This window comes from Constantimarinum furrinae (genome assembly GCF_014295415.1).
GTDB lineage: Bacteria > Bacteroidota > Bacteroidia > Flavobacteriales > Flavobacteriaceae > Constantimarinum > Constantimarinum furrinae.
Genome location: NZ_CP052909.1, coordinates 1746254 through 1769527 on the forward strand (window position 1 = coordinate 1746254; position 23274 = coordinate 1769527).

Annotated in this window: 26 protein-coding genes; all 26 read right to left on the reverse strand. The window is 35.1% G+C overall.

The annotated features are described in order from the left end of the window. Window positions 1–103 precede the first annotated feature (103 nt). On the reverse strand, window positions 104–598 hold the full coding sequence (locus tag ALE3EI_RS07975) for a Cif family virulence factor (protein WP_186987757.1): 495 nt from the start codon (window positions 596–598) through the stop codon (window positions 104–106). Between the two features lie 245 nt (window positions 599–843). Next, on the reverse strand, window positions 844–1371 hold the full coding sequence (locus ALE3EI_RS07980) for a hypothetical protein (RefSeq protein ID WP_186987758.1): 528 nt from the start codon (window positions 1369–1371) through the stop codon (window positions 844–846). Window positions 1372–1529: 158 nt separating this feature from the next. Continuing rightward, on the reverse strand, window positions 1530–2498 hold the full coding sequence (locus ALE3EI_RS07985; RefSeq protein WP_186987759.1) for a serine hydrolase domain-containing protein: 969 nt from the start codon (window positions 2496–2498) through the stop codon (window positions 1530–1532). Between the two features lie 355 nt (window positions 2499–2853). Then, entirely contained in the window at window positions 2854–3621 is a 768-nt protein-coding gene (locus tag ALE3EI_RS07990) for a DUF6090 family protein (RefSeq protein ID WP_186992385.1), read from the reverse strand. A gap of 301 nt (window positions 3622–3922) precedes the next feature. Then, window positions 3923–4804 carry an amidohydrolase family protein gene (locus ALE3EI_RS07995; RefSeq protein WP_186987760.1) on the reverse strand — a complete coding sequence of 294 codons (882 nt, stop codon included), beginning with the start codon at window positions 4802–4804 and terminating at the stop codon, window positions 3923–3925. A gap of 277 nt (window positions 4805–5081) precedes the next feature. Beyond that, window positions 5082–5432, reverse strand: coding sequence for a VOC family protein (locus tag ALE3EI_RS08000; protein ID WP_186987761.1), 351 nt, complete (start codon window positions 5430–5432; stop codon window positions 5082–5084). 284 nt (window positions 5433–5716) lie between these two features. After that, a complete protein-coding gene (locus ALE3EI_RS08005; protein ID WP_186987762.1) occupies window positions 5717–6232 on the reverse strand; it encodes a DUF7738 domain-containing protein in 516 nt (171 codons plus the stop codon). Between the two features lie 268 nt (window positions 6233–6500). Beyond that, window positions 6501–7643 carry a YCF48-related protein gene (locus ALE3EI_RS08010; protein ID WP_186987763.1) on the reverse strand — a complete coding sequence of 381 codons (1143 nt, stop codon included), beginning with the start codon at window positions 7641–7643 and terminating at the stop codon, window positions 6501–6503. A 307-nt stretch (window positions 7644–7950) separates the two neighbouring features. Then, window positions 7951–8454 carry a hypothetical protein gene (locus ALE3EI_RS08015; RefSeq protein WP_186987764.1) on the reverse strand — a complete coding sequence of 168 codons (504 nt, stop codon included), beginning with the start codon at window positions 8452–8454 and terminating at the stop codon, window positions 7951–7953. A 240-nt stretch (window positions 8455–8694) separates the two neighbouring features. Further along, window positions 8695–9174 carry a hypothetical protein gene (locus ALE3EI_RS08020; protein ID WP_186987765.1) on the reverse strand — a complete coding sequence of 160 codons (480 nt, stop codon included), beginning with the start codon at window positions 9172–9174 and terminating at the stop codon, window positions 8695–8697. Between the two features lie 261 nt (window positions 9175–9435). Continuing rightward, entirely contained in the window at window positions 9436–9855 is a 420-nt protein-coding gene (locus ALE3EI_RS08025) for a hypothetical protein (protein WP_186987766.1), read from the reverse strand. 232 nt (window positions 9856–10087) lie between these two features. Continuing rightward, window positions 10088–10705: a tetratricopeptide repeat protein gene (locus ALE3EI_RS08030; protein WP_186987767.1), complete on the reverse strand. Its 618-nt coding sequence runs from the start codon at window positions 10703–10705 to the stop codon at window positions 10088–10090. Window positions 10706–10970: 265 nt separating this feature from the next. Beyond that, complete coding sequence (locus tag ALE3EI_RS08035; protein WP_186987768.1) at window positions 10971–11414, reverse strand: hypothetical protein; 444 nt, start codon at window positions 11412–11414, stop codon at window positions 10971–10973. Between the two features lie 239 nt (window positions 11415–11653). Further along, window positions 11654–12289 carry a hypothetical protein gene (locus tag ALE3EI_RS08040; protein WP_186987769.1) on the reverse strand — a complete coding sequence of 212 codons (636 nt, stop codon included), beginning with the start codon at window positions 12287–12289 and terminating at the stop codon, window positions 11654–11656. A gap of 239 nt (window positions 12290–12528) precedes the next feature. Beyond that, the gene (locus tag ALE3EI_RS08045) at window positions 12529–13080 is read right to left on the reverse strand and encodes a hypothetical protein (RefSeq protein ID WP_186987770.1); all 552 of its coding nucleotides are present in this window, start codon (window positions 13078–13080) and stop codon (window positions 12529–12531) included. A gap of 252 nt (window positions 13081–13332) precedes the next feature. Beyond that, a complete protein-coding gene (locus ALE3EI_RS08050; protein WP_186987771.1) occupies window positions 13333–13755 on the reverse strand; it encodes a hypothetical protein in 423 nt (140 codons plus the stop codon). Between the two features lie 257 nt (window positions 13756–14012). Further along, complete coding sequence (locus tag ALE3EI_RS08055; RefSeq protein ID WP_186987772.1) at window positions 14013–14369, reverse strand: helix-turn-helix domain-containing protein; 357 nt, start codon at window positions 14367–14369, stop codon at window positions 14013–14015. A gap of 1 nt (window position 14370) precedes the next feature. Beyond that, entirely contained in the window at window positions 14371–14664 is a 294-nt protein-coding gene (locus ALE3EI_RS08060) for a type II toxin-antitoxin system HigB family toxin (protein WP_186987773.1), read from the reverse strand. A 303-nt stretch (window positions 14665–14967) separates the two neighbouring features. After that, window positions 14968–15363, reverse strand: coding sequence for a hypothetical protein (locus ALE3EI_RS08065; protein ID WP_186987774.1), 396 nt, complete (start codon window positions 15361–15363; stop codon window positions 14968–14970). Window positions 15364–15597: 234 nt separating this feature from the next. Then, entirely contained in the window at window positions 15598–16149 is a 552-nt protein-coding gene (locus tag ALE3EI_RS08070) for a hypothetical protein (protein ID WP_186987770.1), read from the reverse strand. A gap of 248 nt (window positions 16150–16397) precedes the next feature. Then, complete coding sequence (locus ALE3EI_RS08075) at window positions 16398–16784, reverse strand: hypothetical protein (RefSeq protein ID WP_186987775.1); 387 nt, start codon at window positions 16782–16784, stop codon at window positions 16398–16400. Between the two features lie 1699 nt (window positions 16785–18483). Next, window positions 18484–19218, reverse strand: a complete 735-nt coding sequence (locus ALE3EI_RS08080; protein ID WP_186987776.1) for a hypothetical protein — start codon at window positions 19216–19218, stop codon at window positions 18484–18486. Window positions 19219–19462: 244 nt separating this feature from the next. Then, complete coding sequence (locus ALE3EI_RS08085; RefSeq protein ID WP_186987777.1) at window positions 19463–20389, reverse strand: hypothetical protein; 927 nt, start codon at window positions 20387–20389, stop codon at window positions 19463–19465. 230 nt (window positions 20390–20619) lie between these two features. Beyond that, the gene (locus ALE3EI_RS08090; RefSeq protein WP_186987778.1) at window positions 20620–21276 is read right to left on the reverse strand and encodes an AbiU2 domain-containing protein; all 657 of its coding nucleotides are present in this window, start codon (window positions 21274–21276) and stop codon (window positions 20620–20622) included. Between the two features lie 235 nt (window positions 21277–21511). After that, window positions 21512–22114, reverse strand: a complete 603-nt coding sequence (locus tag ALE3EI_RS08095; RefSeq protein ID WP_186987779.1) for a restriction endonuclease — start codon at window positions 22112–22114, stop codon at window positions 21512–21514. Window positions 22115–22524: 410 nt separating this feature from the next. After that, window positions 22525–23232: a T9SS type A sorting domain-containing protein gene (locus tag ALE3EI_RS08100; protein ID WP_186987780.1), complete on the reverse strand. Its 708-nt coding sequence runs from the start codon at window positions 23230–23232 to the stop codon at window positions 22525–22527. Between the last annotated feature and the right edge of the window lie 42 nt (window positions 23233–23274).

Below are 23274 nucleotides of genomic sequence, written 5' to 3' on the forward strand. Positions count from 1 at the left end.
CGATTGTTTGTTTTTTTTGGTTAGTTAAAAATAGTCTTTTTTGTAAGAAATACAATTCTATTAACCAACTAAGAGCTGTATTATATGCGGTGTTGGCGTTTCGTTAATTCGATTGTCTCGGCCATGCTTGACTTATCATATGATCTGTAATTAGCCAAACATCATTGAATTTTTGATAGATGCGTAAGTGATTAATGACTCTGTCATCCATTTTAGATCCATCAGGCCATTTTTGATTTTTCCTAATATTTTGTGATCTTACTGTTGCAGTTTTATCGTTTATAAAGTTTATTTCGTTTTGACCATAATTATTCTCACCAGACATAACAAAATCCATGTTGAAGATTCGGTTAAGCAATTCTTTCAACTCCTCTTTAGATTGAACTCTTGCTCCGAAAGCATTGGTCCAATCAGTTGAGTCAGAATAATGTTTAATAGCTAAATTCAAATCTTTCGTTTCCCACGCAATATCCCAATCCTTTATAGTTTTATTTATTTCTTTTAAATCTGAACTGTAATCAATTGTTAATTCAGTTTTCTCTGAATCACAACTTACAATGGAAAATAAGATACAAAGTGTAAATACTAATTTTTTCATGAATTATATATTAATGAACGCCAACGGTTTCGTATAATGCTCGTGTGGCGGTCTGCGGCGCTGAATTGGCGTGCCAACAAAACGCGTTAGCGTTTGTTGAAAGCTTCGCTCTGCGAAGCGTGCGATTTAGCAGCATCGGATGCGCCGTTTGTTTGTTTTTTCGGAAGTTAAGATAATACTTTTGAAGGAAAGCGAATCAACTTACTTAGCGGCAGCTCTTAGCGATAGCCGTTGTTTGCTAACGTTCATGTCCTAGGTTTAAATTTAAAAGGTAAATTATACCCTGAGCCGCTACATTTGAAACATCTTCCATTTTCTACATGTTTATATTCTTTTAAATATCCTTTTCCAACACATCTATCACAAGGACCAAATTCCAACATATTCAGCTTGTTTTGATCCCAAACGGGAATTTTATTATTGTCGTGTATTTCTTGATGACATTCTCTACAAACACATATTAATGCTATGTCATCATATTCCCAAGGGAAATTATTTAAAATATAGTAATTATGGTGGACTTCGAGATTGATTGGTTCTTTAGATCTAATAAGACTTTCATTTTCTTGTGGTTCAATCTTATTCAATTCAAAATACATTGCTTTGCCCCCAGACCACATTTTAAAAGTTCTTTTCCTTTTACAGTTAGAACATTTAAATTCATCTCGTTTAAATATTTCTTGTCTTTTTTCTTTCCATTCTTGACAACATAGCAAATCATTATACGTAATTTCTGCGTTTGACTTGTTTATTTCAAGCTCTTTCAAGTTCATTTATTTTTTTTTTGAATGTTAGCAAACGGTCTCGACTAAGAAACGTAGAGCATTACGGAGCGATTAGCAGTCCACCGAACCAGACGTTTGTTAAATAGACAAACCTTTCGGAAACCCTTATCCGCCCTATTTTTTTAGCCAAGGTTAGCCTTAGTTTTCTATTCAAACAATATTTTTTCAATCCCATCCCAAATGGGTTGACGGGTTCTAAGATGATTGTTGATTAGTATGATTACTTTAATGTTTTGGATTTTGTACCAAGCAATTTGACTTTCAAAATTACGTAAACCACCCCCTCGCGCCAACACTTTTCCAATATCTGGTCTGTCAATTATGTGAAACCCGTAGGCCTCTCCTTCCATTTGTTCAGAATACATTTTTTGCAAATAGGCACTTCCCAGTAATTTATTGTTGTCAAGACCATTTAGAAATTTATTTAAATCGGTCACATTGGTGATTATCCCACTTGGACCTCTGTCTCCCCAAACGTATTCTGGGGTTTTATACAGTTCTAGTGAATCAATTGTATTTCCAGCATATCCATTGGCTACATTTTGCAGTGAATCTTCAAAGCCGAAGGTTGTATTGGTCAAGTTTAAGGGCTTAAAAATATTTTCACTCAAATAATCTTCATATGGCATTTGGCTTACTTCTTCTATTATAGCTGCGAGTAAGGTATATCCTGCATTCGTATATCTGTATTTTTCTCCAGGAATTGATTCAACTGGGGCATTTTTCACGCTTTGCACAAAGCCCGTTCTTGTATTATAATCAAGTTCAAATCCTCTTGGGACTAATCCACCAGTATGTAGCAATAGATGGTTTATTGTTGCCTGATTCTTTGGAGTATTGAAATTCCCAAGATGTTTGTCAATTTTATCGTTCAAAGAAAGTTTACCTCTTTCAGCCAATTGAAGGATTGAAACAACGGTAAACAATTTGGTAACCGAAGCAATCTCAAACTTTGTGTTTTCAGTATTGTGATTATTATGTTCTCTGTCCGCCAGTCCGTAACCTTTAGCAAACATTACATTATCATTTTCACTTATTAAAACACTACCTGAAAATCCATATTCAACTTTTTCTGTAAGCAGCCAATCAATATCTCTTAGCTTTTCTTCATCCACGAGATTTTGTGCTAGGGATTTGCAATGGCAAAAAAGAATTGTGATGTAAAGTATAAATTTAGGAAATGTTTTCAATTTAGTATTTTTTCAAATGAATGCCAACGGTCCTGGCTATCGCTTGGTGCGGTTTGCGGCGCTGGCTCGGCGTGTCAAAAATTTGCGTTAGCAAATGTTGGCAGCATCGTTTTGCGATGCGTGCGATTCAGAGCCCTGTCTCCGGTGAGCTCTTTTGAGCGATAGGAAGACATGCAAGCCGCGTTCGAGTTTGGTCAGAGGTGAAGATAGTAAATTGTGGGAAATCTATTGGAAATAACCCTCGAACTAGCCATACGCATTATACGTTGTTGTGCTTTCGTTATTTTTTCACTTCCTTATTTATTAAATCAATAATTTTCTCATTTTTCTCTTTTATATTCAATAGTTGGCTATTCCAACCCTTGAAATACATAGCTGCAAATGCAAATCCATTTTTTTGTGTTTGGTCATTCAACATTTCCTTAAAGTCATTCTCAGTCAAATTTCCCAAATTTCCATTCTGTCCGTTTGATTTTTGAAAGAAATAATTATTAGATAACGAATAAATGTCAGTCATTCGGTATGATGGTTCGTACAAGGTTATTTCTGCGTCATACCGGAAATGATCTTCTGAATATTTGAGCTTTTTATAAAGTTGGTTAACTGTAAGCAAACCGTTTTTTATAGAATCATTAGAAATAATTTCAAAATTTCCAGAGTTCATTAACTCTTGAAATGTATTATCTATTTGATAAAACCGTTGCCAAGTATATACATCAATTGTATGTTTGTTAAATTCATTCCAATCTGATATAGGTTTTCCATTATAATGTTCAAGAACACTATTTGCAGCATTTGCACGTTGATTTCGAGAGGAAATATATTGGTCAATTTCTGAATTAGTCAATTCTAAATCACTCTTAATATTGGTCAAATAAGACACTTCTTTATTTCTTGTTTTTCTTGCTTCATTCCAATTGTTTATCGAAAGAGCAATTAAAATCCCAATAACAACAAGTATAATTTCTCCAATGGCGTATTTAAAATACTTTCCAGTCTTGCCTTCTGCAAGTAAATTTTGTCTAATTTTTCTAAAGAATTTTATCATTAGAAGTTAGTTTCTCTAAAGATATGATTTTAATTGAATTAGGTAGTTAAAATAATGAAGCACAACGGTTTCGTATAATGCTCGTGTGGCGGTTTGGCGGCTGGCTCGGCGTGTCAAAAATTTGCGATAGCAAATGTTGGCAGCATCGCTTTGCGATGCGTGCGATTCAGCAGCTATGGATTAGCCGCAATCGAGTTTTGTCGGAATTAAAAGTAGTTAATTAAGCGTAGGAATACTAATTCATTTAGAAACTAACCATTGTCGTTATACGTTGTTGGCAGTTGCCTTTTTCAGTTTAATATTATTCTTCGATACTCAAAAACTTCTTCGCATTCTTATAGAATATCATTTCCTTTTCTTCTTTCGTTAAAAAGTCTAAATCGTTTAAAAAGTCAATCGAATTTGTAATTGCATCTGGCCAAACCATTTGGTCAGAACCGAACATTACTCTATCAAGAAATCCGTATTCTTTTGCTGATTGCAAAAATTTTACAGCAAAGTCTTTGGTCATAGGATGCAACCACATTTCTACTCCTAAATCTGTATGAAGATTTGGATATCCATCCATCATTCTCAAAGTGTTTTCATAGAAGTTTTCTCCAGCGTGCATTAGATATAATTTCAACTTGGGGAATTTCACCAAAACATCTTCAATCAAAAAAGGATCTCCAAGACTAATTCTGTAATTTGGCCATCCAAACTGTTGTGCATTTGGGAAACTTCCTCCTGAATGATATCCAACAGGAACTCCATATTTTTCGCAAACAGCTAAATATGGTTGATAAATTGGGTCAGCAAGTGTTTTACCTTTGTAAACAGCCATTACTTCTCCGAAAACTTTTATTTTTCCAGATTTTATATAATCTTCAAATTTATCTATAGGTATTAGCCCTTCCTCATAATCTTGATATGCAGGAATAAATCTTTTGTCCGTTTTGGTATAGAGTTCTATACTTTCGATTGAGCCACAAACTACTGCATATACAATGTTATGCTCATTCATTTTTTGAATAGTTTGCTCTAATGTTTCTTTAGCTGACTTACTTGATTCAAGTCCATTTCGTGCTGTTCCGACCCAAAAGTCTTTATCTGTATAGCTATGCATATGCATGTCTATTATTTGTCCATAAGAGATATTAATTTTAATTGTTAGTAATGTAAAAATCAATATTATTTTTCTCATTTGAATCTCTTTTTTCTGATGGACGATAGTTTTTTTGGTTATTGCCAACGGTCCTGGCTATCTTTTCGGCGGGGCTGGCGGCGTGCGCGGGCTGTGCCAAACCGCGCCAGTGGCGTGGGTGGAAGCTTCGCCTGCGAAGCGTGCGATTCAGCCGCATCGGATGAGCCGCTTCTGAGATTTATCAGAACCTATTTTGTTGATTTAAATGTATGAATTTTAAATTAGTTCAGAGGTACCGCTGAATGATAGCCGTTGTTGGCAACTGGCTTTCTACATTTTATTTTCGACCTTGATTGTTTTGTGCAAATGTAATTCGGTTATTTTCCGGATCGAAAATTGTAGCTGTATTTGCTACATCAGATTTTGTTTGTTGCTCTATTTTAATATTCTTTTCTTCAAGTTCGTTTTTAACCTTTTCTAAATCGTCAACCATTAATGTAATTGATGAACTGCCTGCTCTATGATTATCTTGAACCAATTGAAATACTCCTCCGTTGGGAAAATTCCACTCATAAAGGTTATCCATTGGATGATAGTCCGATTTTCTGTCGAAAAGTTTTGCATACCATTCTGATGCCTTCTCGATATCTGATGTCATCATACCAGCGTATACGTTTTCAATTTTCATACTATTCTGAGATTTCCAATTTATTCATGTCATTGACATAGCTTGTTGCCAACGGTCCTGGCTATCGCTTGGTGCGGTCTGCGGCGCTGAGTCGGCGTGCCAACAAAACGCGCTAGCGTTTGTGGGAAGCTTCGCTCAGCGAAGCGTGCGATTCAGCAGTATCGGATGCGCCGTTTGTTTGTTTTTTCGGAAGTTAAGATAATACTTTTGAAGGAAAGCGAATCAATTTACTCAACAGCAGCACTTGGCGATAGCCGTTGTTGTGCGATCGTGCCGTTTCAGATTTAATTATTTTCAATCATAATTTCTATTAAGCTTTTTAGGTCTTCATCCAGCATGCTGATGAGTAAAAGTTTTCCAATTTCTAAATCCCATATCCGATCGGAATATGGATTGACAATAAACCGATTATTTTTTAGATCTTGGAAGCTAGTGGTATCTGATATTAATGTAGAATCTATTTTTATCACCCCTTTGTATACATTTTCAGGGCTAAAATCAAATTTTCCTAATTTTAAGGATATATTTAACGCATTGACAGTATCGCTATTATTTTCCATATATCCAATAATTCCAATATTATCCCAAACAGCAATATCATTTTTAAGCTTTATGATTCTGTTTGGTTCTCCAAAATGTTTTTCTAAGTTCTCTATCTCAATAGGTAATTCTATTTTTTCATTATTCAATGTGAACCCAGTACTATCTATTAAGATTTTATTCGATTCAATTTGAGCATTCGCTTGAGCACTAAAAAATAGAGTCATTATGATAAGTAATAAAGTCAATAGTTTTTTCATGTTTTAATTTGATTTTGACTAATGGAAGGTGAATTTAAGCATGACGCACAACGGTTTCGTATAATGCTCGTGTGGCGGTCTGGCGGCTGAATCGGCGCGCCAAAAATTTGCGGTAGCAAATGTTGGAAGCATCGCTCTGCGATGCGTGCGATTCAGCAGTAGGGATAGCCGCGTTCGAGTTTTTTCGGAAGTTACAATTTTTAATTTATGTGCGAATAAAAATTCTCTTGACCAACTAGCTATACGCATTATACATTGTTGGCAAATGTTATTTTTTTAAAAATTTTACAGTTTTCCTGTTATTAATACTTAGGAAATACAAGCCGTCGTTTAAGTTTTTAATATTTATTCTTTCATTATTATGAATCTTACCACTCATTATTTCGTAACCAACTATATCATAAATTTTAAATTCTTCTGATTCGGATATTCCAGAAATCTCAATAAAATCATTTGAAGGGTTCGGGAATAGCTTTAAACTTGGAATAGATTGATGTTCATTAATTGAGAGTTCTCCGAAGTTTCTTAAAACTGTACCATTATCTCCGACAATAACAGCGTTTGTAGGTGAAACCATATTAATTGAATTGAGATCAGTTGTTGATGTTCCTGAGTTCTGTGAGTTCCAATTCATTCCACCATCATTGGTAAAAAGTATAATACCATTATTGCCAACCACAAACCCATGATTTTCGTCATAAAAATCTATGCTCAAAAAAGAGACATTTGTATATATAAAAATTTCGTTATATGAATTACCTCCATCAATAGTTTTTAAAACGTGACCATTACCATCATTAATGATAACATATCCGATATTTTCATCTATAAAGTGCATATCCCAAGCATCGTCAGAAGAACTCCCTGGTCTGGTAGTAGTCCATGTATTTCCACTATCAACAGATTTCATTATTTTACCTCTAAAATTTATAATATGTAAAGTCGTTGAATTGGTTTGAACCATATCGATTAACGCAGAATTTGTAGCTTGATTGAGCGGTGTTGTGGTAATAGTGCCATTAGTTTCAAAGGTTATGTCATAAACCCAACCTCCATGTCCAGCGAAGAGTGCTCTATTTTCACTTATTGCAACAACGGCATTAAAAAATGGATTGATTGGTGGTCCTGATGGTGGTATCATTGATTCCCATGATTCCCAAGTAATTCCTCCATCTGTCGTTCTCAATATAGCTTCTTGGCTTATAATTCCTGAAGCAAAACCAATATTGGAATCAAAAAAATCCAAGTGATCAATCCATATATCTGAAATTTGAGACCAATGATTTCCACCATCAACAGTTTTATAAGTTTTGGAAGCTGAGCAAAAGCCAATTTGGTCATTAATGAAAACAACATTCCGAAAATTTGCCGTTTCACCAAGGGGGATGTTTATCCATTGAGAATGTGCCATTATCGAAAAAAATATACTAAAGAGTATAAATAAGATATTATTTTTCTTGTTTTAAAATTTGAAGTTTATTATAATATTTGCCAACGGTCCTGGCTATCGCTTGGTGCGGTTTGAGGCGCTGAATTGGCGTGCCAACAAAACGCGCTAGCGTTTGTGGGAAGCTTCGCGCTGCGAAGCGTGCGATTCAGCAGCACTGGATGAGCCGCCTCTAAGTTTTATCAGAACCTAAAATTTTGAGTTGTAAGATAAATAATAAAATTAACCCGCAGTAGCACTTAGCAGATAGCCGTTGTTGTGGTGCGTTTCTTTATTCGATCAGTTTAAATTTTCTTCCTATCAATTCACATTTTTTGGTTACGTTCCAAAATCCATACCCAGGAAATCCTGTGGGTATTTTCCAATATACAACTTCTCCATTTTTCTTAACTAATCCGAAATCAGCATGATATCCATCGTGCTTGTTAATTATTTTTTCTTCTTTATCTAACGCAAAAGATTTATAACCATTATGTAATTTAAATTCAGAGTACTTAATAATTTCAGTTGATTCAGTGTCAATTCGAACAAATTTTTTTGTTGTATTAACTATAAATTCAGTTTGAGATATTTTTAAAACTAAGACAGGAATTTCATTTTGTTCTAGACAAAGGAATTTTATGATATCAGATTGCAGTTCCTTATTTAGAAGTTCAAACAATGTGAATGTTTCACTTCCATTGAAATCTGTCTTACTTTTATTGAAATAATTTAAAAACCAAAATTCAATACGGTCTTTTATTTGTTTAGCAGACATTTCAATTAAGTTTTTCATTTATTAAATGCACCACAACGGTCCTGGCTATCTTTTCGGCGGGGCTGGCGGCGTGCGCGGGCTGTGCCAAACCACGCCGGTGGCGTGGGTGGAAGCTTCGCCTGCGAAGCGTGCGATTCAGCCGCATCGGATGAGCCGCCTCTGAGATTTATCAGAACCTATTTCGTTGATTTAAATGTATGAATTTTAAATTAGTTCAGCGGTACCGCTGAATGATAGCCGTTGTTGCCCACTGTTTGATCAATTATCAATAATAATATAGTTTTGATCAGCTTCTCTTTTCTTTAATATTTTTCCAACAATGTGCCTAAATTGACCTTGAAATTCAATTTGATAATTTCCAAAGCTGTTTGATATAATTTCTGACTTTCCCTTAATTCGACCCATAATAGTATCCCCTCTTTGGAACTTTGTTGAATTAATTTCTAAACTATATTCATCAATGGCTATTTTCATTGTATTTTTTCCACTAAATTCATTAGTGTCAGACCAAAGGAATAATTCAAGTTTTGGATATTCATTAAAATTTAATTTAACTAATACACCACTTAATCCGTGGTTTCCAATAGTCACAATTAAAGAATCTGATTTTTGATTGTCAAATGAAGTATAAGCCCTATAAGTACTATCGAAGTCTTTAATGACAATATTGGTAGAATCGAATCGTAATGTTGAGTCTACTTTTACTTCTTGGGAAAAGGTATTAATTCCCAGAAACATAATTATCAATATTAGCACTGTCTTTCTCAAATTGTGGGCAACGGTCCTGGCTATCTTTTCGGCGGGGCTGGTGGCGTGCGCGGGCTGTGCCAAACCCGAACCGTCAGGGCGGGGTGGAAGCATCGCTCTGCGATGCGTGCGATTCAGCAGCATCGGATGAGCCGCCTCTGAGATCTATCAGAACCTAGATTTTTCAGTTGTAAGATAAATAATAAAATTGACCCACAAGTACCGCTGATTGATAGCCGTTGTTGGCAATAGTTAATTATTAAATGGATTGGTCTGAGCAAAGGGATTTTTATCAACCTGAATGAAAGAAACTGAATAAATTGTGTCTTCTTGAACTACCGTAATCATTAAACTATCCTTTGTTGGGTTTAATCTGTATTCATAGTCTAGACTTATTTTTATAACTGAATCAGTATTTATATATGGATAAAATTGCCTAATATTCTTCAAATATAATTTCGTACTGTCAACTGACCACTCTGACGAAGTTCGAAATCCACCGCCAAATCCCTCTGTAATAATTGAGTCTTTGTAAAAGCTAAGGACAGTTTTTCCTGTAAAATCATTTGTTGATTCCCATATTCCAATGAATTCAGATTTTTTATCAACTGATTCACATGAAAAATTAAACAAACAAAGTAGAAAGAAGTATAAAGTTTTTCTAAGTTTCATTTAATTATTGCCAACGGTCCTGGCTATCGCTTGGTGCGGTCTGCGGCGCTGGGTCGGCGTGCCAACAAAACGCGGTAGCGTTTGTGGGAAGCTTCGCGCTGCGAAGCGTGCGATTCAGCGGCATCGGAGGAGCCGTTTGTTTGTTTTTTCGGAAGTTAAGATAATACTTTTGAAGGAAAGCTAATCAGTTTACTCAACTCTAGCACTTTGCGATAGCCGTTGTTGGCTAGCGTTAAATAGGATCGACAAATACCAATACTTGCTCCAATTCAATAAGATCTTGTTTTTCAGGAAACTTGTTTAGTAGTTGTTCTAAATTACTTTTTGCACTTTCGCAATTCTCTTTGGTATTTCTACACCTATAAACTTGTGCATAAACTGATCTATACAAAGCATCATAATTATTTGGAAAAATCTCGAGTGCTTTATTGTACTGAAAAATTGCATTATGCCATTGACCTTTGTTCAAATATGAATCTCCATCTGAAATGTAGAAATTATACTTTTCGTTGTTATTCTTAATTTCCAGCCTTTCTTCTTCCGAAACATAATTCGGATTAGTTTTAAAATAATCGACTGAAAAATAGGCTACAACAGAAGCCAGAATTACAAATAGTACAATAGTAACTAGACTGTCTTTTTTTCTCTTTGCTACAATAGAATTTCGAATAGCCAAAAGTTCTTCTTTAGATGCATTTCTTAGACTTTCAACTCCACCCGCTCGTTTGACATATTCTCTTTTTCTATTAAGAAATGAGCGTTCTGCTGGGAAGAACCTAGTCTTTTTAAGAAGTTTTCTATTTTCTTTAAGGCTATTATTGAATCCTTGTATACTTCCTCCTCCTCCCATCAATTTCTCTATTCTTTTTATCTATTTAATGATTGCTAACGGTCCTGGCTATCTTTTCGGCGGGGCTGGCGGCGAGCGCGGGCTGTGCCAAACCACGCCGTTGGCGTGGGTGGAAGCTTCGCCTGCGAAGCGTGCGATTCAGCCGCATCGGATGAGCCGCCTCTGAGATTGATCAGAACCTATTTTGTTGATTTAAATGTATGAATTTTAAATTAGTTCAGCGGTACCGCTGAATGATAGCCGTTGTTACCCACAGTATCTTTACTTAGTGCGAAAAAAGGGTAAAAATGAAGTCCCCAATATGATGCCAAATTGATTTTTTAGATTTTTCATTGTTTGGATCTTTAATCCAGAATTCACATACATTACAAATTATCTGTTCACGAAATGTTTCCTTGCCACCTAAGCCATCTAGAACAGCAATTTCATCAGCATAACCAATTTTATCTGAAGTATCAGTCCAAGCCACTTTTTCTACTCGAATTTTATCAGACGAGCATCTTGTACATCTAAGTCTATTTTTTGTAGACTTCTTTTTTGGATTGACTTTAATCAGTTCGTCAATCCTGTGGTTATTTAAGTTACGTTGGATTAAGTATCGTTTAATTTCGTATTGAGTTTCCGGTAAATAGGTATCTAACTTGAATTTAGCAAAATAAGCCAATTCATAATCATCGAGTTCACTAAGAAATTTTATGGTTTTACTCAATTTTATATATTGTGGGTAACGGTTTTGTATAACCACCGTGGCGGTTAGGTGGCTCGATTGGCAAGAGACAAAAATGCGGTAGCATTTTGTGGGAAGTCACGCCGTTGGCGTGACGTGCGAATCAGCCGTAATGGAAGCCGCCTACTGTGATTTATCGGAAGTTAAGATAGATAATTTGTACGAGAAATAATAAACCTAACTAATATCTAGCCATGGTTGTTATACGTTGTTAGGCACAGTTAATTTATTTCAAATATTTCTCCTTCAATATCCTTCTCAGCCAATTCAGTCGCCAAGTAAATTATTTTGAACACTTCTGTTTCGATGGAGAATTTCAAATATGGTCTTTTAGCAATTTCATAGTATTCATTCAGAAAAAAATCATTGTGGTCAGAATATAATTTAGGATTAATTTTTGGACTTTCAATATTATAACAATAATTCAAAGTCAGATTTTGATTATATATACTAGTTGCTTTGAATTCATAACACTCACAATCTAAATCTAATATTTTCTGATTTTCAATTTTTCCTTTGCTCAATAATTTTAGAGAATTTTCCTTAACGTCCAACGAGTCAACTTGAGAACTGTTTTTATTCGTAAAATATAACTTTGCTTTATTAGCAAAATAATATTGTGAATCAGCTCCGGATTCAGAACTATTCAGATGAACTCTACGAAAGTTTCCATTACTGGAATAATACATTAATAAACTGTCTCCGTATTTATTGTATAAATGATTTTTGAATCCTTCCGGTGCTAATTCAGTTGTTGTAATTTCAGTTGAGAATTTTACAATTCCCTCAAAACTCTTTTGTCCATAAAAATTGCAACTTGCTAAAATCAAAAAGGTGAATATTATTAATCTGTTCATTTTCTAATTGTGCCTAACGGTCCGGGCTATCGCTTGGTGCGGTCTGCGGCGCTGAATTGGCGTGCCAACAAAACGCGGCAGCGTTTGTGGGAAGCTTCGCGCTGCGAAGCGTGCGATTCAGCAGTATCGGAGGAGCCGTTTGTTTGTTTTTTCGGAAGTTAAGATAATACTTTTAAAGGAAAGCCAATCAGTTTACTCAACTCTAGCAATTTGCGATAGGCGTTGTTGTAGCACGTTTATTATTTTAAAGTGTCATAGAATTGGTCTGGGTTTGTAATGAACAAATGAGCTCGTGATTCTTTGATTAATTCCACTAAATTTTGAATTTTAGGCTCGCACAAATTCCCTTTGTCGTCCATTAAAATCCATTCGTTTTTCTCGCATAAATCCAACATTGATTTTATAAAAATCAGAGTTGAGTCGGTCAAGTCCGTCCGAAATCGAAAATCCTCAATGTAATTTTCTTTGTCATTAAAATCTATGCTCAAATCGTGGTCAAATTCCGCTTTTCCCGTTTTCCAACTCGTTCCGCCATTCCATTCCGCACGAGTGATTATTTTGTCAATATCCTTTCTCAATTCCACAATATCAATTTCAATTCCTTTCCACCATTTTGTTGAAATCGCATCTTTAAATTCAGGTTCTGGCTCATCGTTCAATTCCATATCGTAGTTTTCCCAATACTTTTCCCATTCAGCGAGTTTAATTTCGAGCTGTTTTGGTATTCCGCCATATTTTTCTTCAATCGGCTTTTTTGGAAGTACAAATGTTAGAAATTGGTTTATTGCCATTGGGTTTTCTTAAATGTGCTACAACGGTCCTGGCTATCGCTTGTTGTGGGTGGCGACACTGTGTTGGCTGAGAGTCAAAAACCCGGTAGGGTTTTGTGGGAAGCAGCTTAAGCTGCGTGCGAATCAGCCGTACAGGAGGTGTCGCTACCGAGATTTATCGGAACCTTTTATTTTGAATTAAAAGTAGGAATAATAATTTAGTTATTGAACAAACAATTGGCGATAGCCGTTGTTGTGCACTGGCTTTTCTATTCATAGCCCTGTTAATTTTAAATTTTCAGATTGATAAAATTTTTCAAACTCAATCCATTTTTCTTCGTCCATTTTAAATAAACAAGCTAAAATATTGTCCAATTCATTTTCCAATATTGAATCGAAATATCTTATGTATTCAGCGTCTGAGTTTATTCCGTTTTTCCAATAAAAATCAGGAAATTTGTATATCGACTGTTTATTATTTTTGTAATTCGCAAAATGAATTAAGTCAAAACGTTTTTTGTCGTAAATTAATTCAGCAAATATTGGTCCTTTTTCATAGAAATAAATCAACTCCAAAATTGCTCCATATTTCAATTGGCAGGATTTAAACATTCCTCTATCCTCCATTTTCAATATTTCAAACCCGTTTTTAAGAGTGAATTTAGAATTTGATTTTATTGTAATTTTCCAACTCATTTCTTTCTTTTTGTCAGCTTGTGCACAACGGTTTCGTATAATGCTCGTGTGGCGGTCTGGCGGCTGGTTCGGCGTGTCAAAAATTTGCGATAGCAAATGTTGGCAGCATCGCTATGCGATGCGTGCGATTCAGCAGTAGGGGATAGCCGCGTTCGAGTTTAGTCAGAAGTGAAGATAGTAAATTGTGGGAAATCAATTTAAATTAACCACTGAATAAGCCATACGCATTATACGTTGTTGTGCACTGGCTAGTTGGATTAATAATCTTGCACTAATACTTCTGTTGGAATTCGAAGAGTTTTATTTAAACTTCGAATCATGCTAAGAGTAAGTTTTCTTTTTCCATTTAAAATTTCACTAACCCTACTCTTAAAACCAACAATATCCGCTAAGTCTTTTTGCTTCATTCCCATTTGATCCATTCTGAATTTTATAGCCTCTATTGGATCTGGCATTTCAATAGGAAAATGTTCATTTTCATATCTATCAATTAAAATTGAAAGTATTTCTAGTTCATCTCCTTCAGGAGTTCCTTGCTTAGCATCAAATATCAATTCTAATCTATCCAATGCTGCTTGGTAGTCTTTTTCATTTCTTATAGGTGAAATTTTCATATCAAATGGTATTTGCGTCAATTTTGTCATATTCTGCATGGGTTCCAACAAATCGAATCCATCCTATTTGAAAGTCAAAATTGAATTTTACAATCAGTCTATAATTATTGCCTTTAATATTAAATACGATTCTATTTTCTCTAAGAATACTTGCATTAGGATATTCTAACTTTAACTCATTAATATTTTTCCATTCAGCTCTTTCAGCTTCTCGATACCATGATTTTAATTGTTGCTCACAATCGGCATGAATTTCCCAAAATTCTCTAAGAGTTCGTTTTGCAATAATTCTCACATTTAATGTATTTGTCGCAAATATATGTAAAAAGTTACCAAAACGGTAACTTTTGTCAAGATTTTTTTAGCTTGTGCACAACGGTCCTGGCTATCGCTTGGTGCGGTCTGCGGCGCTGAATTGGTGTACCAACAAAACGCGTTAGCGTTTGTGGGAAGCTTCGCGCTGCGAAGCGTGCGATTCAGCGGCATTGGATGAGCCGCCTCTAAGTTTTATCAGAACCTAAAATTTTGAGTTGTAAGATAAATAATAAAATTGACCCACAGTAGCACTTTGCGATAGCCATTGTTGTAATTAGTTTTGTTACTTAAGTTTTGTCCAAGAGTATTTTCTAAAAAACTGTTTAAACCACACCTTCCAATTTAATGCTTGATCCTTGTGTGCATTATATGAACAAATACGGCACTTTTGAGAATTTACTTCAACTTCATAACCACCATATTTAGTAGCTCTTAATTCATTGTCCTTAATTTGTTGAAAGTTATTGGATCCACATCTAGGACATTTTTCATTATCTTCAACTTCTTGCGGATGAGTTAATTGTACTATTTTACTCTTTGTTAAATTCCTTTTTCGTAGCTCTTCTGAAATTTTTTCCTGAGATGCAGGCATAAACTCTTTTTGACGGAACTTTGAAAAAAATGAAAGTTCCTTGTCCGTTAAGTTTTGTAAAAATTGATCTAAAGTCTCTGTTTTCAAAATTAATTACAACGGTCCTGGCTATCGCTTGGTGCGGTCTGCGGCGCTGAATTGGCGTGCCAACAAAACGCGGCAGCGTTTGTGGGAAGCTTCGCGCTGCGAAGCGTGCGATTCAGCAGTATCGGAGGAGCCGTTTGTTTGTTTTTTCGGAAGTTAAGATAATACTTTTAAAGGAAAGCCAATCAGTTTACTCAACTCTAGCAATTTGCGATAGGCGTTGTTGTAGCACGTTTATTATTTTAAAGTGTCATAGAATTGGTCTGGGTTTGTAATGAACAAATGAGCTCGTGATTCTTTGATTAATTCCACTAAATTTTGAATTTTAGGCTCGCACAAATTCCCTTTGTCGTCCATTAAAATCCATTCGTTTTTCTCGCATAAATCCAACATTGATTTTATAAAAATCAGAGTTGAGTCGGTCAAGTCCGTCCGAAATCGAAAATCCTCAATGTAATTTTCTTTGTCATTAAAATCTATGCTCAAATCGTGGTCAAATTCCGCTTTTCCCGTTTTCCAACTCGTTCCGCCATTCCATTCCGCACGAGTGATTATTTTGTCAATATCCTTTCTCAATTCCACAATATCAATTTCAATTCCTTTCCACCATTTTGTTGAAATCGCATCTTTAAATTCAGGTTCTGGCTCATCGTTCAATTCCATATCGTAGTTTTCCCAATACTTTTCCCATTCAGCGAGTTTAATTTCGAGCTGTTTTGGTATTCCGCCATATTTTTCTTCAATCGGCTTTTTTGGAAGTACAAATGTTAGAAATTGGTTTATTGCCATTGGGTTTTCTTAAATGTGCTACAACGGTCCTGGCTATCGCTTGGTGCGGTCTGCGGCGCTGGATCGGCGTGCCAACAAAACGCGCTAGCGTTTGTGGGAAGCTTCGCCCTGCGAAGCGTGCGATTCAGCCGCATCGGATGCGCCGTTTGTTTATTTTTTCGGAAGTTAAGATAATACTTTTGAAGGAAAGCCAATCAATTTACTCAACAGTAGCACTTGGCGATAGGCGTTGTTATGTGTAGGTTGGTCTAGTTATTTAATTTGATAAAACTTCTTGGTGACGATCCGTCTGGTCCAATATCTAATTTATTTCCACTAATCCACAACAGACCATTTCCTAGTTCAATAAATTCTGTTCCATCAAGATTAAAAGTTTTCCAATTACTGAATTCAATGATGCAATTTGATTTTGCACTTATTTGCCAAGTTCCTGAATCAACTAATTCAATATTATTTGATTTAAAACTATGAGAAAAAGTTCCGTCAGCATTTAATTTTAGATAATTTTCAGCTCCCGAAATGTTTTCACAATAATATTTTCCTTCCACTTTTTCTGCGCAATTTCTTAAGTCTAAACAACTTTGAAATGAGCAAAAAAGTAAACAAAACAAAAAGTATTTAAAACTGGCTCTCATTATTCAATTTGGGATGATTTTCAACTTACACATAACGGTCCTGGCTATCGCTTGGTGCGGTCTGCGGCGCTGAATTGGCGAGCCAACAAAACGCGTTAGCGTTTGTGGGAAGCTTCGCTCTGCGAAGCGTGCGAATCAGCAGCACCGGATGCGCCGTTGGTTTGTTTTTTCGGAAGTTAAGATAATACTTTTGCAGGAAAGCGAATCAATTTACTCAACTGGAGCACTTAGCAGATAGCCGTTGTTATGCTTAGTTAATCTTATCTTTAAGATTGTACTTATTTCGAAACATAAAAATCAGAGCAACCATTATAATCCACTTGGACATATTTATTCCTAATGTCATCCAGCCATAGAACGAAATGAAATCCACTGCATCGGAATTTTGAATAGCGTCGCTATTCTCGGCAAATAAACCTGACAGCTTGTTCGTAATGGGACTCAGAAATATTGCAATAATTACTAAAATTGTGAATGTTTTCTTTGGAAAGTCAGCTAAGTAAATTCCATCGGAGCCGGAACTTGTTTTAATCTTTTTTAAAATCAAGACAGTAGATATAACGTACAATATTAGTGTTAGTATCGGTATTATGAAAGTCTGAATTTTAAATGATACTCCTGAAGCTGTTAATCCGAAATATGTTAAATGTGTGAAGAACACCAAAACTGAGTCAAAAGCTTCAATAAAAACAAATCCAAAAATTATCCAAAGTATTAGAAGTACATTTTCTTTACTCATCGAATGTGTGTCTTAATTAAGCATAACGGTCCTGGCTATCTTTTCGGCGGGGCTGGCGGCGTGCGCGGGCTGTGCCAAACCACGCCGGTGGCGTGGGTGGAAGCTTCGCCTGCGAAGCGTCCGATTCAGCTGCATCGGATGAGCCGCCTCTGAGATTTATCAGAACCTATTTCGTTGATTTAAATGTATGAATTTTAAATTAGTTCAGCGGTACCGCTGAATGATAGCCGTTGTTGGCAAACGTTAATTACCAAAATATACTAAACATTCTCTCTTCCTTTATGGCTAACCTTTGTTTATAGAAAAAAATAATCGTCAAGATTAGAGTGAACAGTGGAAAGTAAAGGAACTCAAATTTTGTGGATAAAAAGTAAAACAAGATGTCTAAAAAAAGTCCAAAAATAATTGCTACCTTAAGGTTTGCCTTTGAAATGAAATTCATTTTACTTATTAAATACCTACCGACAGGCAATAAAAATTCGTGATAATTGTATATGGATTGTCCTTTTTCTAAAGGAAATTCTTGATCCTTAATTAAACTGAAATATGTCAATAAATTTTTTTCGTATTCTTCAAATTTTGATTTATCCCAAGTCCTTAATAATCCATTTGTAATATTAATTGTAGAATTATAATGTATTCTCCTTTTGCTAAAATCAGATTGGGATTCATTGTTGTGAATGAACTCTTTTAGCTTTTCTTGTAGAACTGATTTGTTTAGCACATCAGAATTTTATAAATGTTTGCCAACGGTTCTGGCTATCGCTTGGTGCGGTTTGAGGCGCTGAATTAGCGTGCCAACAAAACGCGCTAGCGTTTGTGGGAAGCTTCGCGCTGCGAAGCGTGCGATTCAGCAGCACTGGATGAGCCGCCTCTAAGTTTTATCAGAACCTATTAATTTGATTTAAATGTAAGAATAATAATTCTGTTACTGATCGAGCAATAAGCAGATAGCCGTTGTTATGTGCTGGCTTTTTTTAATTTATTTTCCATACCGTAAATCAACTCTCGGAAGTTTTGAAATCCACCAAGATTTAATTTTTCAGGTTGTTTTTTATCTCCAATTTGGAATATTATAATTCCGATTATTATTGGTATCGTTAACCACCAATTAAAACTCCAAATCCACCAAATTGCAATCATCGCAAAAATTCCGATAAACATAATATTTCGTCCAATCCGAGATAATTTATGCGATTGATATTCAAATTCGGACATTGTTCCTGGCGCAATTCTATTAACTTCATCAATCAATAATCCACCATATTTTAGGAAAAAGGGATTGATTTCAGAACTCGGTTTTAATTCAGTTGTGTCAGCTCCTTTTTCAGTAAGATTTTGTTTTAATGTTCTAAATATTGATGCGGTTTGACAATTCTGTCCCAATAATTTAATTGGTTCAATACTATCCCTTTTCGCATGGTCAGAAATATATTCACATAAATCAAAAACCGTTTTGTTGTGTTCATCAATTAAAATACTTTCAATTTCAAAAAGCGGTCTATTAATTTTGAAACTTTTATGATAAACTCGCGCAAGATCTTTAGGATTCATTAAATCACAGGCAACACGCAAATCGAAAATAGTACTCTCGAAATCTAGATCCATCCCTTCAAAAACTTCAGGGTCAAATTCAATTTGGTATTTATATTGAGATATGAATATCTGTAGTAAATCTTCTTTACTATATTTCATTTTTTATGCTCTTTTCTTCAGCTTGCACATAACGGTCCTGGCTATTAATAGTTGCGATTAGCAGCGCGTCTGGCTCAGAAAAAATTTTGCGGTAGCAAAATGTTGGAAGCGAAGCGTGCGAATCAGCAGGGTAGGAGCGCTGCTTAGTTTAAATTTATCGGAAGTAATTTACAACAATTGTAGGAAAGCCAATCAATTTTTCTCGAACCGAGCAATTTTTAATAGCCGTTGTTACCAGCTATTATTATCCATTGTTCAATTTAGTAAGTTTTTCAACAGTTGTCGTCAAAAGAACTTGTTTTATATGATACCTGTTATATAATTCTCTACCAAAATCTTGTATTCGTTCGATTGGATTCAAATCAGAATTTATGTTATTGTTATTATTTAAAAATCCAAAATCACTTTCAAGAGTTTCAATGTAACTATAGGGATTTAACCAACTTTGCTTATTATAAAATGCAGAATCGAAAATATTAGTCAACGTATCACTTAATCGAGAAACTACTCTAAAATATTCTGATGAGTGCCATCCAATATCTGAACCATTTTGGTCAAAGGAATAATAGTGTCTTGCAGTATTAACTTTTTCGTGTGGAAAAATAGAAACGTGGCTTCGTAAAAAAGGAACAAATCCAAAATAAGAAACCCAATTCCTTTGATAAATACTATTTACTCCAAAATCGAATGGATGATAACGAAATCTATACATCGAATTAAATAGATTCTTAACATAACTATCTTTTTTTAAATCTAATGGTGCGACATAAAATGCAGAAACATTTTCTTGTCCGTTAAGCTTTAATAAAATGTTGTGTTGATAATCTTCTGCATTATCAGCCATCTCTCTTAGTTTAAAAAATAGAGTTGGATTATCATTTAATTGCTTTTCTTTTCTAAATTTTCTAATTCGTTGATGCGGTTTATTAGATAAGTAGTTCAAATTAAACTTTGTGTCAATTGCAGTTAATCCGTGAGAAACTTTGAATTGCAAATACATTGGAACAATTAAATCAACTCTCTTGTCAGCTCCAGTTAATTGTTCATTCACATCTATTAGTCTGAATGGCATTGCATTATAGGGCGGCGAAATCCATCCAAAATATGTAGCTACATCAGCTTCTACTTGTTTTTCAGATAATTCGCTTCTTATATGGAATTTTCTCGCCATTTGGTTTTTTCTAATTGCTGGTAACGGTCCTGGCTATCTTTTCGGCGGGGCTGGCGGCGTGCGCGGGCTGTGCCAAACCACGCCGGTGGCGTGGGTGGAAGCTTCGCCTGCGAAGCGTGCGATTCAGCCGCATCAGATGAGCCGCCTCTGAGATTTATCAGAACCTATATTTTGAATTGTAAGATAAATAATAAAATTGACCCACAAGTACCGCTGAATGATAGCCGTTGTTACCCAACGTATTTACTAATTAAGTCATCAATAAAGTAAGAATCTGATCTGCCGTCAAACATAATAATCGAGTTTTCGGTATCCATAAAAGTGCTAGCATATTCAATGATTGATTTTGGAATTAGTATCAGAAACTCAATTTCTTCAAAATCAATATTCAATTCAGAACTGTCAAATGGTTCATTATGAGCAAGAATTTTATCTCGCCAATTTTTAAGATGTTGAAAAGAACTGTCAGACGTTTTAAATTTTCTATAAAAAGCGATGAAGTGGCGGATATAATTTTGGGGCTCCATTTTATCGACTTCCATTTTATCAAATATCAATTTATATTTTGATTCGAATTCCTCCCACTTGTTTGGGAAGAGTTCAAATGGATAAGATATAGAAATACCTACGCTATTATTTATAAGCTCATCGATACATCTTGTTTTATATTTTTTACTTTCGGAATCGTAAACTCTAGCTATTGATAAGATTGCATTTTCTTTTGCATTAATTCTAATATAATTGAACAGTTTTTGCTCAGTTTTCTCCAGTCTAGAATGATTTACCCGATCAAATATCTTTCTATACACATTATAATTCAAATCAGCTAAAAACGTATCTGTCGCGATTCCCTTTGACAGTATTTCGTTGAATTTTGTGTGTGTCATTTAATATGTTGGGTAACGGTTTCGTATAATGCTCGTGTGGCGGTTTGGCGGCTGGCTCGGCGTGTCAAAAATTTGCGTTAGCAAATGTTGGCAGCATCGCTATGCGATGCGTGCGATTCAGCAGTAAGGGGAGCCGCGTACGAGTTTTGTCGGAATCTAAATTACTCTTTTTTTGTAAGAACTCGAATACCATTACCCAACGAGCCATACGCATTATACGTTGTTGTGAGTAGTTTTAATTTCCATAGTTTTTTATCCAACCTTTTATATCTTCAAAATCCTTAAGTTCTAATTGAAATTTTAGTGGTTTGACAAAATCAATGGCTCCTTTGGTAAATGTTGATGTAGTTGCAATTATTGCCTGATTATAATTTTCAGCAGATTTAATGCCATATAAACCGCGAACCAATTCTACTCCCACTTTATTTTCAGGATTATATCTTTTACACTCTACTATGAACATTTGATGTCCAAATGGGGAATTATATACAGCTATGATATCTTTACCTCCATCTTTTGTACTGGGTGTTAAAGTCACTTCATAGCCCTTGTCATGAAGAATAGCAGCGATTAGTTCCTCAAATTTTCTTGGATTCATCTCACGCATAAACTGAGGATGTTTTCCCAAATATTTGATAAGCTCGTCATTTATTTCATTTAAATCGATTTGAAGTTGTTCTTTATTTTCAATATCCCCTGAATCAAAAAATTGCGGATAAACTTCTTTTATCGGATTATATTTTGAATATCCTTGAGCCACGTACTTATTCGTGTATGGATACACAACACCATTCCTCGGGATACGTTCACCTATGGCCTGAGCTTCATTTTCATCCATGTGTTTTTTACATAAAAATGGACAAGTATAATCTTGTTCATAAAATGTCTCGGAACTGTGTACATAATAGTCGTAAAGTACAACTTCATATTCCGCAGGATCTATGCAGTTTTGAACCGAGCATTTTGTATCACGCTCGTACTTCAAGTATTTTTTATAGTTTTTTTCCAAAATTACTCACAACGGTCCTGGCTATCGCTTGGTGCGGTCTGCGGCGCTGAGTCGGCGTGCCAACAAAACGCGCTAGCGTTTGTGGGAAGCTTCGCGCTGCGAAGCGTGCGATTCAGCAGCATTGGAGGAGCCGCGTCTAAGATTTATCAGAACCTATTAATTTGATTTAAATGTAAGAATAATAATTCTGTTACTGATCGAGCACTTAGCGATAGGCGTTGTTATGCATCGAATGGTTATTAACTCTTAACTAATTTTTTTGCAATCCTTTTTTGGTTTTCATTTTCTATTATAATGAAATAAAGACCACTTTTTAGATTTTCAATATTTATTAAAGTTTTATCAGAATTCATGGTTGATCTTGAAAAAAGTAATTTACCATTAACATCTACAATTTGTAGGCTTTCAATATTTAACCCTTGTAATGATTGCACAATGACTTCGTTTGAAGTTGGATTGGGAAATATTGAAAAAGTGTCAAAACTTATATCCTTAATGGACAATAGTTCAGTGTTGTAAAATGCTTGATCGCCTTGAACATTTACTATAATGAGGGTTTTACTTCCATTAGATTCATTAATAATTTCATAGCCGAAAGGATCATCTATATTGCTAACAAAAAAATCATCTAAATAAATAATTTGAAAATTTTTATTTATCGGATTGATACAATTAAACAATGTCATTGCCCAGCTATCTATTAAAAACTCTGAATTATTATGAATTAAGATTCCGTCTAAAAGATCACAAGTGAAAGTTTCAAACCCATCTGGTTGATTAAAATTTACAGTGATATGGGGAACTTCCGTATTAGACGGGGGTATATTGTTACTACCATTTATAATCAAATTTTGTAGATACCAAGTATTTTCAAAAAGCTGTAAATCTTGACTTTTCCCCTTATTATAAATGAAAATAAGTAATATTATAAGTAAAAATTTCCTCATTTGATGCATAACGGTCCTGGCTATCGCTTGGTGCGGTCTGCG